The sequence below is a fragment of the Ruminococcus sp. AF17-1AC genome (assembly GCF_003461385.1).
Lineage (GTDB): Bacteria > Bacillota > Clostridia > Oscillospirales > Ruminococcaceae > Hominimerdicola > Hominimerdicola aceti.
Window position 1 is genome coordinate 1 of record NZ_QTWZ01000006.1, and the last position, 17,125, is coordinate 17,125.

Below are 17,125 nucleotides of genomic sequence, written 5' to 3' on the forward strand. Positions count from 1 at the left end.
ATTTCTTTGCGTAATTCATTAAGGATTGACGAAACTTCATATCTTGTGTTATAGTTTAGATATTAGAGTGATTGTTGAACCAGGCGGTGAAGGGATAGTAACTGGCTTTCCTATTAATCGCTAATTATGAGAGGAGATTAAAATGGTAAAAGACGCATATGATATGTTCTTCAAAAATATCTCTATGCAATTTCATGACGGCTCTCTTGTGAATGCTCTTGTGGAAGATGCTGAAGAACTGGCGAAATATGGAGAAAAACGGGTGGCTCTTGAAAATTTTTTGGAGAACGTTTTAGCTAATGAGGTTACGATTTCAAAAGAAGCTGTCACTTTAGCAGAAAAAGCATTCAGTGATGCTCCAAATGATTATGATATAGAGCTAATAAACGAACTGAAAAAAACCGATGTTACGTAAGGGGATGATTTGGATGCCAATGGACAAAAAAGATCAACTTGCAGAATTAATTTCAAATGCGGAAACTTCCTTTTATAATGGGCAATTACAAGAGGCGTTCAGTCTTTCTTTATCAGCTATAAAACTCGATGAGAACTGTGCAGATGCGTATCAGTATGCTGCAAATGTTTGTATGTCACTCAGCAGATACGAAGATGCAATTGAGTATTATCAAAAAGTTCAAATATATATAATGTTAATAACGCAAATCGAAATGAACTTATAGTTAGTAATATTGTAGACTCAATGTCGGATTCAGATATTATGAGCTTTTTGACCTACCAGAATGCTGGTGGAATGAACACCGATTTTACGAGTGTCAAAAGTGCGTTGAAATGGGATCCGATTTATTACAGCAGAACTGCTAATGCTAGTTATGGAATTGGTTTAGCAGCAGTTATACTCAATGATGAGGCTATGGGGTATAACTCTAAAATTATTTTTATTACTGACAGCAGTGTATCAGTTGACAGTAGATTTCTTAAGCTTGCAATTAATAACAAGATACCTATTTACTTTTTCTGTATTGGTGATTTTAATACAGCTGCATTGATAGGTTATGCACAGCTGACAGGCGGCAAGGTATACTCTGCTAAGACCGCTGCTGAAATAAATCAAAGCTGCAATGAAATAGGTTCTAAGACCTTTGTTGGAGAAACAGACACTGATGGTGACGGTTTTACAGATATTGAAGAAATGAGCGGACTTATTGTAAGCTCAAATTGCAAAATTGTTAATACCGATTATATGAAAGCTGACACGGATGATGACGGCCTTGATGACAATGAAGAAGTTGATGTTGAGCTTACGAAGGTTGAAATACCTGGCAAGCAGGGCAATCCTTCAACGTTCAAATACTATCATCATATGAATTCTGACCCCTCTAAAGCTGATACTGATGGGGATGGGCTGGACGATATGGAAGATTTTGATCCAATCAAACCTCTATCGAATGATGAACGAAATATATATGACTTTTTCAATAATGCAGAAGATTATGAAATAAGATATGTACTTGAAAATCCTTGGATACAGCAGTTAGGTACGCTCAAAGGCATAGAATGTGTTAAAATTTGCAGGAAACATTTAGTTGATCGAGACCTTAAGAAAATCGAAAATGAGATGATTACTGCAGGTATAATGTCAAATCCAAAAAACGGAAAGCCTATAGATAAAATAATGCAATTTTTGTGCGGACATTATGGGAACCCTTCCACAATGCTGTTCTCCGAGTATGAATTGTATAAAAATAATATGAGCTTCTCTCAACTCATTGAACTGTCTTGGAATGTATGGAGCAATGATATGAAAATGGTTGCTCAAATATGGCTGTTTAATGTTTCCAGTTTGATTCAGCAAGGTTGGGCTGAATGGGATTATTCTTCAGATTATAAGTTGTCTTTAGAACAAGAACGGACATTAGGTAATGTCGTCAATGCAAAAAGAATGGGTTTATTAAGAGGTGATACAAAAAGATTAAATGCTAATGAAAGGAAAGTTGTTGGTGAATTATTAGAGGAAGGTAGATCAATTGAAGTGTTGCCAGAAGGTGTGACAAGTTCTCCTGATTTTGTTGTGGATGGTTTGAAAACAGAACTAAAAACTCTTAAAAATCACAATTTGAATACCACATTAAGTAAAATTGATAAAGCTTTTGGCAAACAAGGAGCTGACGCTTTAATTTATGATGTTCGTCCTGGTGGACTTACAAAATTAGAAGTCGAACAAATATATCATCGTGTATGTGGTAAATATAACGGTGGTATTCCTGGCATAATTGAATTTTGGACAATAGAAGGAAAAGTAATATATAATACATAGGAGGGATGAAAATGAGAGTATATTGTCGATGTGGAAATATGCTTACAAATCAGCTTGACCCTAACGATACGGAATATTATGTTTATTCAGACAGAGAATGGTGTGAGATACAGAAAAACGAATACATACACGTTTTGGACATTCCCTATCCTCGCTATAATGTTTGGCATTGCGAAAAATGTGGCAGAATAACTTTGTTTGATGATTCTTACAATTTAGTAAAAGTATATAAGCCGGAAGAATAAAAGTTATTTGATTTCTGCTTTGTTAACAATGCTATTAATTGGATACCTTTAGAAAGCTTTGTCATTAAAATCAGAATATAAAAATAGCCGTACTCATAAAATGAAAGTCAAGGGCGGGGGATTTTTTAGTCAAGCACACCAAATCTGGTGGGCTTCGCTCGCGGTGGATCGTCACTATGTTGTCACCTCCCTACCATAGCCCTATGCTGTCAAACAAATGACGCTGTGAGATGTTTTCGGCAACTCTTATCATTACTTTGTCATAGTCTGACATAAAGCTGTCCACATCTTCTATGGCGGTGAAGCCGCTGTTGTTCAGGACTTCTGTGAGCTTTTGTTTATCCTTGGTATAGGCTATATAGGCAGTTTGCAAGGACCTGTTATTTTGCACTGTGATAAGCTGTGAATATGGTATCTTGCTGTTTTGCAACTGCTTTTCTACGGCTTCACTCTCGCCTGAAAAGACTTTGAGGGGTTTCCCTTTTGTGGCTGTGATAAGATAGCCTTGGCAGGTGAACTTTTTCTGAGCAGACTTTATGTGAGATATCACAAAGCTTGCGTCTGTGCGGTACGAGCGTTCAAATATCTGCACGGTTTTGTTATACCATTCTTTGTTGTTCTTTTCAACTGATTTTGATGTTACCATGGTATCGCCCCTTTCACTGATATTATAATATCACAACCTATGTGTGCAATTTTGGACATAGGAAGCGGTATTATCATATTGAGGTGAATAATATGATATACAAGGGAATATTCTGGCTTATCGAGGGTGAATTATATACAAAGAAGTTAGAGTGCGACAAATCGGGAAATGTTATTGGTGACGGCAGTGGACTTAACTCAAAGTCGGGGGATAATTTCAATCACAGGCTGACTTGGGAGGGACTGCCGAAAAACGTAACACATGGGAAAGAGTACAATTATTATCCTCGGGGCAGAGTGGAGATAAAGGGTGGCAAGGCTGTGATATATCTTAATCCTGCGCTGAACAGTGAGGAGATGTTGGCGGAGCTTACAAGGCTGTTCGGGCTTGATGAGCTTGATTTTGTGAGGGTCAAAAATGACGGAAGCAGGCACTACAGAGCGTATGCTCCATAGTGCCTGCGCTTTATTTTATCTCATAGATATCGTCATAGAGAAATCTCACGTTGCCCACAGTACGATCTAAATGGAAATGTCCGCAGAGCCACATTTCATAGACAAGCTTATTTCTTATTTTGGAAAGAAACTTTTCGTTATCATAATGCCGTTTGAAGCACTTGGCGGTGTTCAGGTCGGGGATATAGCGGTCTGTTGGTCTATACTCATATCTTTATCTGTTAAATCCTATATGCTTTGGCTCTTCTTCGAGGGTATCGTCCTCGGTGAGGTCAAAGTCACGGGCTTTTAGGGTCACGATATCGTCCATTGTCATGGTACTGAAATTCTGCCTTGTGAGCCTGAGTGCCTGACCAAACAGTGCTCCCTCTATAAGATTTCTTGCAAACCTGCCGTTGCCGAAATTCGGCTTATTGCAGACCCTTTCAAGAAAAGGCAGGAGCGTTTCGTCAACGTCGTCGGCAAGCTTATGTTCATTGTTTTTAGCCATAAGATGGACGATACTAAGAAGCTCCTCGGCGGTATAGTCCTCAAAATTGACATGGAACGCTATCCTTGACCTCAGACCGGGGTTGCGGTCGAGGAAGTCGTTCATTTCCTTTGGATAGCCTGCGAAAATCACTACCATATCGTCACGGTTGTTCTCCATTTCCTGCACGATAGTGTTTATAGCCTCATCGCCATAAGAGCCTGAGCGGTCATCGCAGAGAGAATAGGCTTCGTCGATAAAAAGCACTGAGCCTTTAGCTTTCTTGAACATATTCTTCACCTGAACGGCTGTCCAGCCAACATATTTTCCAACAAGGTCGGAACGTCCGCACTCGATAAGGTCGCCTTTGGAAAGCACGCCGTTTTCTTTGAGTATTCTTGCAAACAGCCTTGCAACTGTGGTCTTTGCTGTGCCGGGGTTGCCTGTGAACACCATATGCATGGCTGTTCGGCTTTCTTTCATGCCCTTATCGGCAAAAATTTTCTGTGCCTTTGAATATGTTATCGCCTTTTCAATAACGCTCTTGGCGGAATCAAGTCCGATAAGCTCCTGAAGCTCGCTGTAGGCAGAGCCTTTTATCTCCTTGGCTTCTTCCCTGTCATAAAGCTTTTTGAAGTTTGAATACTGGGGATAGATTTTTGTTTTCAGGACATTTGAATACCAAGTATCGTACATACCCATAAGCTCGCTTGCTCTATATGGCGTATCCTTTGCGCACAGGGAAAGGAGGTCTTTATCGCAGGAGGTATTCTCTTCTCTGCAAAGCTTTCTGAGATATTTATGTGCATCTTCGTTTTCTACAGTATCGTCCGCAAGCTTCACGAATGTGATAGCGCCGAGCTTTTCTTCCACAGCGTCAGGGAGAGAAGGTCCGTCATTTGAAAAGGTAAAAATAAACTGTATCTCGTTTTTGTAGTCATTGATGAGGTCAAAGAGGATATCGGGGATAGTTTCATCGGCTGTACAATTATCGCTGTTGGTACACTTTAAACCACAACAATTCATTATGATGGTAGAGCCGCTGCAGACACGGAACAGTTCACGGATATCTGAGCTTCGGGCTGATAAATTATAAAGGTCGAGGACGGTATATCTTGCACAGCCTAGTCTGTTATTTGAATACAGGGAGCTTACAAGGGTATTGGCAAGCCTATGGGCATTATCGCTTTGGACCAAATAATGTACCGGTATGCCTTTTGTTACACCGACGCTGTTCTTTCTGAATATTCTTTTAAGCTCAGGCTCAAAGGTATCTGAGCAGAGATATTTTTTTGCTACGGCGAGAGCGTCTTTTTTATCAATGGTCTTTGTGATATTTTCGCTTATGTACGATCTTCTATAGTTACTGAACAGGTCGTCCAGTTCATAGTCATTCAGCAGATCTTCATCGAACTTGAAATTATCATGATAGCCGTTGGGGATCATTCTTTTGAACGTTTCCACTGTTATTTCCTCGAAGCTTATATCCACGCACTCAAGCTTTATAAATGAAAAGAAGTTCTTTACATAGGCTTTCACGTCGGCTTCAATGTCTGTCATCATTACCCCTATGATCGCCTGATCTTTTACGGCGCTTGATATAAAGGCACAGCTTCTGTTGGACATGGTGCGTGCCATTTCATTGAACTCGTTTATAAGCTGGTTTTTCTCATCAAAGAATGTATCGTACTCTTCTTCATTATCTCTTGTTCTTCTGATAATAGACTCTTCGAGTATACATCTTGCTCTGTAACAACGCATAAAAATCCGCCTCCGTGGTCTTTTCTCATTCTTGTTTTTCGTCTGTATCTGCATTATAGCACCCGGAATGTTCAAAAATGTGGACATAGCGGAAGTTTTTAATATCCGAAATTTTACCCATGGTGGGTGGTATGATAAGAGCAACACAAAATGAAAGGACTTGATACAATGGATAAGAGCAAGATATACACCGCAGAAATGGCGGCGAGGAAAATATGCTGACGGCGGATTTCGGGCACAGGCTGCCTGTTAGGGTGCTAAAGCAGGTGGTGTATCCTTTTATGATACAAAAACTTAGCGGCACGCAATTGACAAAATAAAGCAAAAGTGATATATTGAAAGAAAGATATCACAGAACAGGAGGGCAAAAATGTCATATACAAAAACAGATATGCTTTCGCACAAGATCATTGAGATACTCAAAGAACACAGTGACGAAAAGCACCCCCTTACTCAGCAGCAGATCTGCGGTTATCTTGAGGAAAAGCTTGGCATAAAGCCTAACCGCAAGACGGTGGCTCAGCATTTAAAGAGCATAATAGGCGATGAGAGCTGCAATGTTTTCATCGCAGACAATGACAACGATGATGATGATAAAAGCGATAAAAAATACATCACAGATATTTACTACGCCTCTGACATCACCGCTGAGGAATATGAGTTTCTGGCAGACAGCATCATATACTCGCCAATGCTCCCTGCGGACTATGTGAGGGATCTGATAAAAAAGATAAACATCTTATCTACGGGTAACACAAAGAGCAAGGAAGCCAATCTCAGAGAGACCTTTCACTATGGCAACAAGAGCATTTTTTTGGTGATAGAAAATATCAAAGAGGCTATGAACACCAACAGGAAGCTTGATGTTACCATAAGCGATTATGACAAGAACGGCAAGCTTCTCACTAAGAGCGACCCACAGAGCGGTATAAAGCTTCAACGTGTTATGCTCAGCCCTTATGGCATCGTTATGGCAGACGGCTTTTACTATCTCCTTGCAAGTGATGTTCGTTACGATGATCTTCGTCATTTCAGGATAGACAAGATCCTAAAGGCGAGTATCTGCGAAGAGGACGGCTCTATGAGAGATGTAAAGACGCTTAGCAATGTTCCGAGGGATCTAAAGCCTGTGCAATACAAAAATCTTAACAGGTATATGCTTGACGGGACTGTGGAGCGTGTACATATCAACATAAAAAAGAAAGACATAAGTCTTGTGCTTGATACATTCGGAAATGAGTTCACCTGCAATAAGGTCATAGGTAATGACGATATCTATGACGTGACGTTCAGGGCAAATATCCAGACGGCTGTACGCTGGGCAATAGCTAACAGAAAAGCTGTGAAGCTGACCTCGCCAAAGAGGGCTGTGGATATTGTAAAAGAAGAGATCTCGGCATTGTCTGAGATGTATGGAAATCAAGAGAGGTGACTAAAATGAATGTAAATACAGTTAATTTCGGAGATATCATAAAGGAGATAAGTCATGGACTTATGGCGGAGAGCTACATTTCGGACAATGAGTTTACTAAGCCATGCGAATATCTAAGGCTTGTGGACATTGACGACGGCGTTATTGAGGAAAACTGCATTGAGATAGTTTATGACAGCAAGCGTTTTGAGAAATATGCCATAAAGGACGGAGATGTGATACTTTCTACCACGGACAAGAATTTCAAGGTGATATGTGTAGGCGATATGGGGGACAGAAAGCTTCTTGTTTCACCAACGCTTATAAGGATAGGACTTGACAAGGAGAAAGCTGACCCTTACTATATTGCGGCTTATCTTTCATCGGCAGAGGGAAAGGCTATGCTTGACGGCTGTCGCAGCGGAAAGGTACTAAGGGTATTGCACACAAAGGGGTTAAAGGAGTGTGAGATACCTTTGCCGACTATGGAGGAGCAGAGAGAGATCGGCGAAAAATACCGACATCGTCTTCATGAGATAAGACGGCTGAAAGATGAGATAGAGGGGCTTTATGAGGATATTGAGATGATGAGATAGAAAAAATTGATCCGCATTGCGTACAAGAGAGTGTCGCTGTGCGGATCTTTTATATTGTTTGGGAGCGTTCTTCCACTTGAAAATTTCATAAATACGCTATATAATAAGGATATATCTGAAAAGGGGTGGAGATATGACCTTACAGCAGCTTAAATATGTGGTGGCTACGGCGGAGAAAGGTACTGTCAGCGAGGCGGCGCAGTCGCTTTTTATTTCTCAGCCTAGTCTCACTAACGCTATCCGTGAGCTTGAAAAGGAAATGAATATCACTATATTCATACGCACAAACAAGGGCATAACGGTATCAAAAGAGGGTGAAGTCTTTTTGGGCTATGCAAGGCAGGTGCTTGAACAGGCGAGCCTTCTTGAAGAAAAATACTGCGGAAAGCAACACGGCAAAAGGCAGTTTTGCATATCCACTCAGCATTACTCCTTTGCGGTGAACGCTTTTGTTGACCTTATAAAGCAGTTTGGCGGAGATGAATATGATTTCAGTATTCGTGAAACGCAGACACACGAGATAATAGAGGACGTGGCGAGAATGAAAAGCGAGCTTGGCATACTCTATCTCAACGATTTCAACGAGCCTGTGCTTTCAAAGGAGATAAAGTCCAAAGAGCTTAAATTCACGGAGCTATTTTCTGCAAAGCCACACGTTTTTGTAGGCTCTGCAAATCCTCTTGCGCAGAAAAAGTCTGTGACCCTTGACGACCTGCTCCCCTACCCTTATTTGTCCTTTGAGCAGGGGGAATACAACTCTTTCTACTACTCGGAGGAGATATTCAGCACCATAAAGCGACCAAAGAATATCCGTGTCCGTGACCGTGCGACCCTTTTCAATCTTCTTATTGGTCTTAACGGCTACACCATTTGCAGCGGTGTTATTGACGAAAAGCTCAACGGCAGTGATATCGTAGCTGTTCCCCTTGAAGCGGAGGGATCAATGCGCATTGGCATAGTTACTCACAAAAAGGTACTTTCTAATCCACTGACGGAATTTTATATCAATGCACTGAAAAAATATATAGGCGAAGAAACAAGGTTGACAACATGAGAAATATGTGATATTATAAAAGCATACAAAGCCTATAGGAATTATGTATAAAGGAGAATTTTCATGACAGAGCTTATAAAGCTTGAACAGAATATAACTGATACTATAAAAGAGTCGCAGATAAAGCTTGGGTTTACCCCTAATGCGGTGACGCTTTTTTATCCTCTTGACTCCCTCAACGCCATAACAGGGGGCGAGCTTACGGCTGAGAAAATGATAAAAGCCATAGACGAATACAAAAGCGAGATACTTTCATGCAAGGCTTCGCTTGCTCAGGACGGCAGGATAGCTGTTACGGTGTCAGAGGAGAGCGTGAGGGCTATCCACGAAAAGGTGGAGGCAAGCCCGTTTCTTGTGGAGTTTATCGGAGCGGTAAAAGAGGGGTGTTCTCTTGAAAGAGCGGCTGAGATATTCAGAAAGTACAATAAGAACGCTGTTATAACTGCTGCACCTGACGATGAATTTGACCTGCTTGCATACTTTCCAGACGGAAAGCCTGACGGCTGTAGATACTGTTTGCAGGACGATCTGGGCGGCATAACATATCACAGATTCACCAAGCTTGACTATGACGCACTTTATCCCGAAAAGTCAGGAGATAACACAGAAAAATGAAAAATTTCACCTGCATAAGCGTAAATCACAAGCTTTGCGGACAAGCCTTTCGCAGCCTTTTCACATTTGACAGCGCTCAGTGTGAAAAGCTGCTTTTTGACGTAAAGGACCTTTCACCTGTGCTTATTTGCACCTGCAACAGAACGGAGCTTTACTTTTGTGGAACACCTGAGGAGGGCATAAGGCTTCTTTGCGAACAAAGCGGAGTGGAGATCGCAAAGCTCAAACGCAAGGTCATGATATTCACAGACAAGACGGCGGTAAAAAGGCTTTACAGCGTATCATGCGGCATAGAGTCGGTGGTCATAGGTGAGGACGAGATACTTGGACAGGTTCGCCGTGCATATGATCTTTCAAGGGAACACATTGGGCTTTCCTCTGAGGTGAACATGATATTTCAAGGGGCTATCGCTTGTGCGAAGAAAATAAAGACGGAGACGGAGCTTTCAAAGACTTCCGTTTCCACGGCTACTCTTGCAGCTAAGGAAGCGGCACATTACAAAGATAATGTCATGGTGATGCTTCTTGGAGCGAGCGGTGAGATAGGTTCGCTGGTCTTGAAAAATCTTCTTTCATACAAGAACGTAACCGTGCTTGCAACGGCACGTTCTCACAGAAATGCACTGGAATATATTTCAGACGATCCAAAGCTTGAGCTTATACCATACGAAAAGAGATATGAGCGCATTGGCGAATGTGACTGCATAATTTCGGCGACTTCAAGCCCCCACTACACTGTTACGGCGGATATGCTCAGTGATAATGAAAACAAGCTTTTTATAGACCTTGCAGTGCCGAGAGATATTGACCCTGCCGTGGAAAAGCTTGCAGGAGCTAGGCTTATAGACATGGACTTTTTCACGGAGCTTGCCAAAGAAAACAATCTCAAAAAGCTTGACAGCGTGGAGAGGTCAAAGCTTATCATAGAAGAGGAAACTGACGAGCTTGAAAAGCAGCTTATGTTCCATGATTTTCTTCCGCAGTTTGAGAGCCTTGACAGAAGACTTTGCGAGGTTTCGGCGAAAGAGCTGTTTTTCAGACTAAAGTCGGAGCTTGATTCACAGACTTTCGGCAAGGTGATAGAAGTAATAAAAGAATACGGAGAATGACAATGCCATACTTTCCTTTTTTTGCGAATATTGAGAATATGCCATGCCTTGTGGTGGGTGGCGGACAGGTAGCTTTGAGAAAGCTCGAAAAGCTTCTTGACTTTTCGCCTATAATAAAGGTGGTGGCATTAAAAGCTTGCGGTGAGATAAGAGAACTTGCAGACAGGGGCATGATAACACTTTTTGAGCGTGCTTTTAAGGACAGCGACATAGACGGCAGTACATTTGTGATAACTGCCACAGGGGACAGCGGTGTAAACAGGCACATTTCTCAGCTTTGCAGGCAAAGGCACATTCCATGCAACGCAGTTGATGACCCTGAGAGCTGTACGTTCTTCTTCCCTGCCATTGTTACAGAGGGGGACGTATGCATTGGCATTTCAACAGGCGGAAAAAGCCCTACCCTTGCTTCTCACCTGAGAAAGACGATCCAATCGCAGACAGAGGGCAGGCTTGGGGATATATGCAATGTCATGGGAAAAGTCCGTGACTATGCCCTTGAAAATATATCCACGGAGCAGGCCAGAAAAAAGGCTATGGCAGAGGTTCTGAAAAAATGCCTTGAAAGTGACGTGCTTCCAACAGAGGAACAGCTTATAGAGATGATAAAGGAGCGAAAATGAAACTGAGAGCAGGCACAAGAAAAAGTCCACTTGCAATGGCGCAGACTTATATGGTACTTGACATGATAAAGGCGGCATTTCCTGAGTGTGATACCGAGATAGTCACCTTCACCACAAAGGGCGACAGACAGCTTGACAGACCTCTTGACAAGATAGGCGGCAAGGGTGTGTTCGTCACAGAGATAGAACAGGCTTTGCAAAGCGGAGAAATAGACTTTGCAGTACACAGTGCAAAGGACTTGCCTGTTACGCTGGGCGAGGGGCTGGAGATATCGGGAGTTTGCCCTCGTGGGAACTATCGTGATATGCTTGTGACCAAAAAAGGCGTTGCATTTAACGATTGTGATGTTTTCACTGTTGGCACAGGAAGTCAGCGTAGACGCGGGGGCTTTGCAAGGCTTTATCCTAACGCAAAGTTTGCTGATATAAGAGGCAATGTTGGTACACGCCTTAAAAAACTTTCTGATGGGCTTTATGACGGCATAATACTTTGTGCGGCAGGAACGGAGCGTTTGGGACTTTCACTTTCGGAATACGAGGTAAAAGAGTTTGAATCTTGGGAGCTTTTGCCTGCACCTTGTCAGGCTATAATTGCAGTGGAATGTGCAAAGGAGAGCAAGGCGGCTGAGATAATTTCGCAGGTATCACACAAGGAAACTATGCTCAGATTTGAAACCGAGCGTGAGGTGATAAGACTTCTGGGTGCGGACTGCACTGTGCCTGTGGGGGCATACAGCGAGATAAACGGGGAAAAGATATCTCTCACTGTTTCAGACGGCAAGGGGCATTTTGCTCAGGGCGAAAAAGAGATAGAAAAAAGATTTGAACTTGTTAAGGAGCTGACTGATAAGCTATGAGCGGCAGAGTTATAATAGCAGGGGCAGGCTGTGGAGATTATGACATTATCACAATGAGAGGTTATGAGGCTCTGAAAAGCTGTGACGTGGTGATATATGACAGCCTTATAGACAGCCGTTTGCTTGACTTTTGCAAGGACGGTGCGGAGAGAATATGTGTTGGAAAGCGTGCAGGCAGACACAGCTCCACGCAGGAGGAGATAAACGCACTTCTTGTAGAAAAAGCCGCAGAGGGCGGTGTTGTTCTCAGGCTAAAAGGCGGAGACCCTTTTGTGTTCGGCAGAGGGGGCGAGGAGATAACTGCACTCAAAGCCGCAGGCATACCATACAGCCTTATACCGGGGGTGACTTCCTCGGTGGCAGTGCCTGAGCTTGCAGGTATACCGGTGAGCCACAGGGGGCTTTCAAGAAGCTTTCATGTTATAACAGGTCACACTGCGGACGACCTTTTACCTGAGCATTTTGAAAGCTATGCAAAATGCGGCGGAACGCTTATTTTTCTTATGGGGCTTAGAAATCTCCCTGAGATAGCAGGCAGGCTCATTGAAAACGGCATGGACGAAAATACTCCTGCGGCGGTGATATCAAAGGGGGCTACCCCTGAGCAGAGGGCTGTAAAGGGCTGTCTTGGCGACATTGCTGAAAAGGTAAAGAGAGAGGATCTGCCTGCGCCTGCTGTGATAATAGTTGGAGAAACCGCCGGGCTTGATCTTTCGCCTACCTATCTGCCGCCACTTTATGGAGTTTCTGTGGCTGTCACTGCCACAAAGGGGCTTTCAAGGCGGCTTATAAAGTCGCTCAATGCACTTGGGGCGTATGCTCACCGCTGTGGCGGATTTGAGCTTAGGGAGCTGCACGATGAGGTCACGGAAAAAGCTTTTTCACGGCTTTCAGAGGGCTTTTACAGCCATGTTGCTCTTACAAGTCCAAATGGTGCGGAGATATTTTTGAAAAGGCTTAGAGAAAGCCGTATTGACATAAGAAAGCTAAGCGGAGTGAAGATAGCTGTCATAGGCAAAGGCACTGGGGCGAAGCTTGAAAAGGCTGGGCTTTATGCAGACATAATGCCTGAAAAATTCAACAGCGTGGCTCTTGGAAATATGCTCTCAGACACTCTTACTTGTGAGGACAAGCTTCTTATAGTACGCTCCTCGGAGGGGTCAGCGGAGCTTGTTAAGCCATTGGCTGAAAAAGGGCTGAACTTTGATGATGTGCATATTTACGAGCCTGTTTACAGCACAGGCGAGAAGATAGATGATGACTACGCTGTGTTTGCCAGTGCAGGCGGAGTGAGGAGCTTTTTCCGTGGCGGAGGAAGCTTATCAGAGAATACAAAGTGTATCTCCATAGGCGAAGTGACGGCGGCAGAGCTTAAAAAATACGGTATAAATGGCCCTCTGCTTCCAACAGAAAGCACGGCAGAGGGAATAATACAAAAGATACTTTCAGATAAGTGAGAGGAAGATAAAAATGCGAAGATTCAGAAGATTAAGGGCAAACCCAGCAATGAGAAGAATGGTTTGCGAAACAAGATTAAATGCGGCAGACTTTATCTACCCGATTTTTGTGGCAGAGGGTAATGACATCATGAAGCCTGTTGACTCTATGCCAACAGTTTATCAGTATTCTATCGACAATCTGGAGCAGATATTGCCGCAGATAGCAGACAGCGGAATATCGGGCTTGCTTATTTTCGGCATACCGGAGAAAAAGGACGAGCTTGCAACGGAGGCTTACAATGACAAGGGCGTTACACAGCAGGCAATAAGATACATCAAGGAACACTATCCTGATATGCTCGTTATTGCGGACGTTTGTCTTTGCGAATATACGAGCCATGGACACTGCGGAGTTGTAAAGGACGACAAGATACTCAATGACAGCACTTTGCCGCTTCTGTGCAAAATGGCGGTGAGCCTTGCAAAGGCAGGCGCTGATATTATCGCACCTTCCGACATGATGGACGGCAGAGTTGCGGCAATAAGGGCAGCGCTTGACGAGAATGCTCTTACTGATATTCCTATAATGTCATACAGTGCGAAATTTGCGTCGGGATATTATTCTCCATTCCGTGACGCCGCTGAGTCTGCGCCATGCTTTGGCGACAGAAAGTCATATCAGATGGATCCTTGCAACGGACGTGAGGCTCTCCGTGAGATAGAGGACGATATCGAGGAGGGGGCTGACATGGTAATGGTGAAGCCTGCGCTTTGTTATCTTGATATCCTCAGAGCCGCCAGGGACAGATATGATCTGCCGATTGCGGCATACAACGTAAGCGGTGAGTTCTCTATGGTAAAGGCGGCGGCACAGCTTGGCTGGATAGACGAGAAGCGTATCGTTCTTGAAAATCTCACTGCTATAAAGCGTGCAGGTGCGGACATTATCATAACATACCATGCTCTTGACGCCGCAAAATGGATAAAGGAGGACAAGTAATGAACACTGCTAAGTCTGAACAGCTTTACAAAACTGCCTGCGGTTTTATGCCCGGTGGAGTGAACAGCCCTGTCAGAGCCTGCAAGGCGGTTGGCACTGTTCCGCTTTTTATCGACCATGCGAAAGGGTCAAGGATATGGGACGAGGACGGAAACGAGTTCATCGACTATGTATGCTCATGGGGGCCGAACATTCTCGGTCACTGCTGTGAGCCTGTGATAAATGCTGTTAAAGCCGCCTGCGACAAGGGGCTTACGTTCGGTGCTTGCCACAAGGGCGAGATAACCTTGGCTGAGCTTATAAAAAAGCACTTTCCGTCTATGGAAATGCTCAGGCTTGTAAACTCAGGCACGGAAGCTGTCATGAGCGCAATAAGAGCCGCAAGAGGTTTCACAGGCAGGGACAAGATAATAAAATTCGAGGGCTGTTATCACGGTCACTCGGACGGATTGCTTGTAAAGGCAGGCTCTGGACTTATGACGCAGGCTATCCCATCGGGTGCAGGAGTGACAGAGGGCTGCACAAAGGACACGCTTCTTGCGAAATACAATGACACTGCTTCTGTGGAAAAGCTTTTTGAGGAATACGGCAGCGAGATAGCCGCACTTATCGTTGAACCATGCGCCGCAAACATGGGCGTTGTTCCGCCTGAAAAGGGCTTTCTTGAATTTCTCAGGGAGATAACGAAAAAGCACGGCACTGTGCTTATATTTGACGAAGTTATAACGGGATTCAGGCTTTCAGATGGGGGAGCTTCAAAATATTTCGGAGTTACCCCTGACATGACCACCCTTGGCAAGATAGTGGGGGGAGGAATGCCCCTTGCCTGCTATGGGGGAAAGCTTGAGATAATGCAGTGCGTTGCGCCCCTAGGCTCTGTTTATCAGGCAGGCACGCTGTCGGGAAACCCATGCGCAGTGGCGGCAGGAATAGAAACTATCAGGCAGATAGAAAGCATACCAAACTTCTATGAGGAGCTTGACAGAAAGTCGGCAGAGATAGAAAAGGTTCTGCGTGAAAAGGGTCTGAACGTGAATCGCTGTGGCTCGCTCATGACGGTATTTTTCAATGACGAGAGAGTGAAAAGCTATGATGAGGCAAGGGCTTGCGACACGGAAAGCTACGGCAGATACTACCGCCATATGCTTCAAAGCGGCATTTACACTGCACCGTCGCAATTCGAGGCGATGTTCGTTTCCTATGCTCACACTGACGAGGACATTGCAAAGACTATTGAGGCGATAGGGTCTTACAGATAAAAAACGGAACTGTTCAAATCATGCTGAACAGTTCCGCTTTTTTATATTCCATATATGTAGGGGCGAACAGTGTTCGCCCGTTTTGTTTGCCTGACAAACTCATGATATCCACGCAATTTTTGGCTCAATATTCCCAAATGCGGCTTTCAACATAAGTTTGCGAGAAAATCAGGCGGGCGAACACTGTTCGCCCCTACGATGTAACAGTGCAGAAATTCATGGAAAACAGGCAAACGCTAAACGGGACGTCGTATTTCTTCCAAGCAGAAATTGCGCTGCTCCCATACATTATTTGATATCAGCAAATTCTAGGGAGAAGCTCTCCGCCCGGCTGTGGAAGAAGGGTTTGTGAGCCTATCTCGGTTTTCATCACAACTCTGCCTGCGTTATCCTCTGTGACCTCGCCTATGATTGCGGCGTTCTCTGAGTTTTTGCATTTTCTCAGGGCAGAAACGATATCCTCCGCTTTGTCCTTTGGTGCGAATATAACAAGTCTGCCCTCGCAGGCGAGATACAATGGTTCTAAGCCCAGCATACCGCACACGCCTTTCACTTCGTCTGCCACCGGTATTTTCTCAGCGTCAAGGGTTATTCCCACACCGCTTTGACCTGCTATCTCGTAAAGAACAGTGCCTACACCGCCTCTTGTTGCGTCACGGATAACGTGGATATCGTTTGTAACGTCGAACATTGCTTTTACGTTAGCCCAAAGGGGTGCACAATCGCTTGTTACGTCTGCCTCTATGCCGAACTCGTCACGAGCTAAAAGTATGGTACAGCCGTGTCTGCCGATATCACCTGACACTATAACGGCATCGCCTGCTTTGGCAAGCTTGCCTGAGGTGTTGGCGTTGTCCATTATCCTGCCTATGCCCGTGGTGGTGATAAAAACGCCGTCTACCTGACCTTTTCCTGCCACCTTTGTGTCGCCTGCACATATTTCGACACCTGCTTCCTTGGCGGTCTTTGCCATGGCGGCGGCTATCTCCTCAAGCTTATCCATTGGAAAGCCCTCTTCAATAACGAAAGCACATGAGAGATACAAAGGCTTTGCGCCCATGCAGGAAAGGTCGTTCACAGTGCCGCAAATGCTGAGTTTGCCGATATTTCCTCCTGCGAATTCGTATGGGGAAACTATAAAGCCGTCTGTGGTGAATGCTATCTTGCCCTTTTCCATGGAAAGCACGGCGGCATCGTCGGCGGTCAGGTCAGGGTTAGCGAAATGCTCCTTAAAAACACGGTCGATAAGTTCGGAGGTCTGCTTTCCTCCTGCGCCGTGGGCAAGGGTAACAAATTTATCTGTCATAATTA

19 protein-coding genes are annotated in these 17,125 nt (G+C 44.1%); 16 read left to right on the top strand and 3 right to left on the bottom strand.

What is annotated here, in order from left to right; all coding sequences use genetic code 11:
• Window positions 1-142: 142 nt before the first annotated feature.
• From DWW81_RS05605 to DWW81_RS05620, 4 genes are read left to right on the top strand one after another with little or no spacing between them, the layout of a single operon-like run.
• On the top strand, window positions 143-415 hold the full coding sequence (locus tag DWW81_RS05605) for a hypothetical protein (protein ID WP_117896507.1): 273 nt from the start codon (window positions 143-145) through the stop codon (window positions 413-415).
• Window positions 416-428: 13 nt separating this feature from the next.
• Complete coding sequence (locus tag DWW81_RS05610) at window positions 429-680, top strand: hypothetical protein (RefSeq protein WP_117892762.1); 252 nt, start codon at window positions 429-431, stop codon at window positions 678-680.
• Between the two features lie 20 nt (window positions 681-700).
• On the top strand, window positions 701-2,275 hold the full coding sequence (locus DWW81_RS05615; RefSeq protein ID WP_147339760.1) for a hypothetical protein: 1,575 nt from the start codon (window positions 701-703) through the stop codon (window positions 2,273-2,275).
• Between the two features lie 11 nt (window positions 2,276-2,286).
• The gene (locus DWW81_RS05620; protein WP_038670746.1) at window positions 2,287-2,520 is read left to right on the top strand and encodes a hypothetical protein; all 234 of its coding nucleotides are present in this window, start codon (window positions 2,287-2,289) and stop codon (window positions 2,518-2,520) included.
• Window positions 2,521-2,710: 190 nt separating this feature from the next.
• On the opposite strand, the gene DWW81_RS05625 is transcribed toward DWW81_RS05620, so the two are convergent.
• On the bottom strand, window positions 2,711-3,166 hold the full coding sequence (locus tag DWW81_RS05625; RefSeq protein WP_117896509.1) for a hypothetical protein: 456 nt from the start codon (window positions 3,164-3,166) through the stop codon (window positions 2,711-2,713).
• 92 nt (window positions 3,167-3,258) lie between these two features.
• Here DWW81_RS05625 and DWW81_RS05630 point away from each other — a divergent pair, with 92 nt between their 5' ends.
• Together DWW81_RS05630 and DWW81_RS13390 are read left to right on the top strand one after the other, a co-directional pair.
• Window positions 3,259-3,621 (top strand): hypothetical protein, encoded by a 363-nt coding sequence (locus tag DWW81_RS05630; RefSeq protein WP_022287084.1) that lies wholly within the window; start codon window positions 3,259-3,261, stop codon window positions 3,619-3,621.
• Between the two features lie 70 nt (window positions 3,622-3,691).
• Window positions 3,692-3,913 (top strand): hypothetical protein, encoded by a 222-nt coding sequence (locus DWW81_RS13390; protein WP_147339761.1) that lies wholly within the window; start codon window positions 3,692-3,694, stop codon window positions 3,911-3,913.
• Here DWW81_RS13390 and DWW81_RS05635 read toward each other — a convergent pair.
• On the bottom strand, window positions 3,836-5,851 hold the full coding sequence (locus tag DWW81_RS05635) for an AAA family ATPase (RefSeq protein WP_181982675.1): 2,016 nt from the start codon (window positions 5,849-5,851) through the stop codon (window positions 3,836-3,838). The two genes, DWW81_RS13390 and DWW81_RS05635, sit on opposite strands and share 78 nt — an antisense overlap.
• A gap of 370 nt (window positions 5,852-6,221) precedes the next feature.
• Between DWW81_RS05635 and DWW81_RS05640 the strand changes: the two genes are divergently transcribed.
• The 10 genes from DWW81_RS05640 (at window position 6,222) to hemL (ending at window position 15,814) form a co-directional block, all read left to right on the top strand.
• Window positions 6,222-7,283 carry a WYL domain-containing protein gene (locus DWW81_RS05640; protein ID WP_117896511.1) on the top strand — a complete coding sequence of 354 codons (1,062 nt, stop codon included), beginning with the start codon at window positions 6,222-6,224 and terminating at the stop codon, window positions 7,281-7,283.
• 5 nt (window positions 7,284-7,288) lie between these two features.
• Window positions 7,289-7,858: a restriction endonuclease subunit S gene (locus tag DWW81_RS05645; RefSeq protein ID WP_117896512.1), complete on the top strand. Its 570-nt coding sequence runs from the start codon at window positions 7,289-7,291 to the stop codon at window positions 7,856-7,858.
• Between the two features lie 133 nt (window positions 7,859-7,991).
• On the top strand, window positions 7,992-8,912 hold the full coding sequence (locus DWW81_RS05650) for a LysR family transcriptional regulator (protein ID WP_117896513.1): 921 nt from the start codon (window positions 7,992-7,994) through the stop codon (window positions 8,910-8,912).
• A gap of 63 nt (window positions 8,913-8,975) precedes the next feature.
• Window positions 8,976-9,527 (top strand): DUF3877 family protein, encoded by a 552-nt coding sequence (locus tag DWW81_RS05655; protein ID WP_117896514.1) that lies wholly within the window; start codon window positions 8,976-8,978, stop codon window positions 9,525-9,527.
• Window positions 9,524-10,636 carry a glutamyl-tRNA reductase gene (gene hemA, locus DWW81_RS05660; RefSeq protein WP_117896515.1) on the top strand — a complete coding sequence of 371 codons (1,113 nt, stop codon included), beginning with the start codon at window positions 9,524-9,526 and terminating at the stop codon, window positions 10,634-10,636. Before DWW81_RS05655 ends, hemA begins: the two co-directional genes overlap by 4 nt.
• Before the next feature lie 2 nt (window positions 10,637-10,638).
• Entirely contained in the window at window positions 10,639-11,259 is a 621-nt protein-coding gene (locus DWW81_RS05665) for a bifunctional precorrin-2 dehydrogenase/sirohydrochlorin ferrochelatase (RefSeq protein WP_181982676.1), read from the top strand.
• Window positions 11,256-12,116 carry a hydroxymethylbilane synthase gene (hemC, locus tag DWW81_RS05670; protein ID WP_117896517.1) on the top strand — a complete coding sequence of 287 codons (861 nt, stop codon included), beginning with the start codon at window positions 11,256-11,258 and terminating at the stop codon, window positions 12,114-12,116. Before DWW81_RS05665 ends, hemC begins: the two co-directional genes overlap by 4 nt.
• Complete coding sequence (gene cobA, locus DWW81_RS05675) at window positions 12,113-13,573, top strand: uroporphyrinogen-III C-methyltransferase (RefSeq protein WP_117896518.1); 1,461 nt, start codon at window positions 12,113-12,115, stop codon at window positions 13,571-13,573. Before hemC ends, cobA begins: the two co-directional genes overlap by 4 nt.
• 13 nt (window positions 13,574-13,586) lie before the next feature.
• Window positions 13,587-14,555 (top strand): porphobilinogen synthase, encoded by a 969-nt coding sequence (gene hemB, locus DWW81_RS05680; protein WP_117896519.1) that lies wholly within the window; start codon window positions 13,587-13,589, stop codon window positions 14,553-14,555.
• Window positions 14,555-15,814: a glutamate-1-semialdehyde 2,1-aminomutase gene (gene hemL, locus DWW81_RS05685; protein ID WP_117896520.1), complete on the top strand. Its 1,260-nt coding sequence runs from the start codon at window positions 14,555-14,557 to the stop codon at window positions 15,812-15,814. The genes hemB and hemL overlap by 1 nt, the downstream gene beginning before the upstream one ends.
• Window positions 15,815-16,112: 298 nt before the next feature.
• Here hemL and hypE read toward each other — a convergent pair whose 3' ends face one another.
• Window positions 16,113-17,120: a hydrogenase expression/formation protein HypE gene (gene hypE, locus DWW81_RS05690; RefSeq protein WP_117896521.1), complete on the bottom strand. Its 1,008-nt coding sequence runs from the start codon at window positions 17,118-17,120 to the stop codon at window positions 16,113-16,115.
• Window positions 17,121-17,125 lie beyond the last annotated feature (5 nt).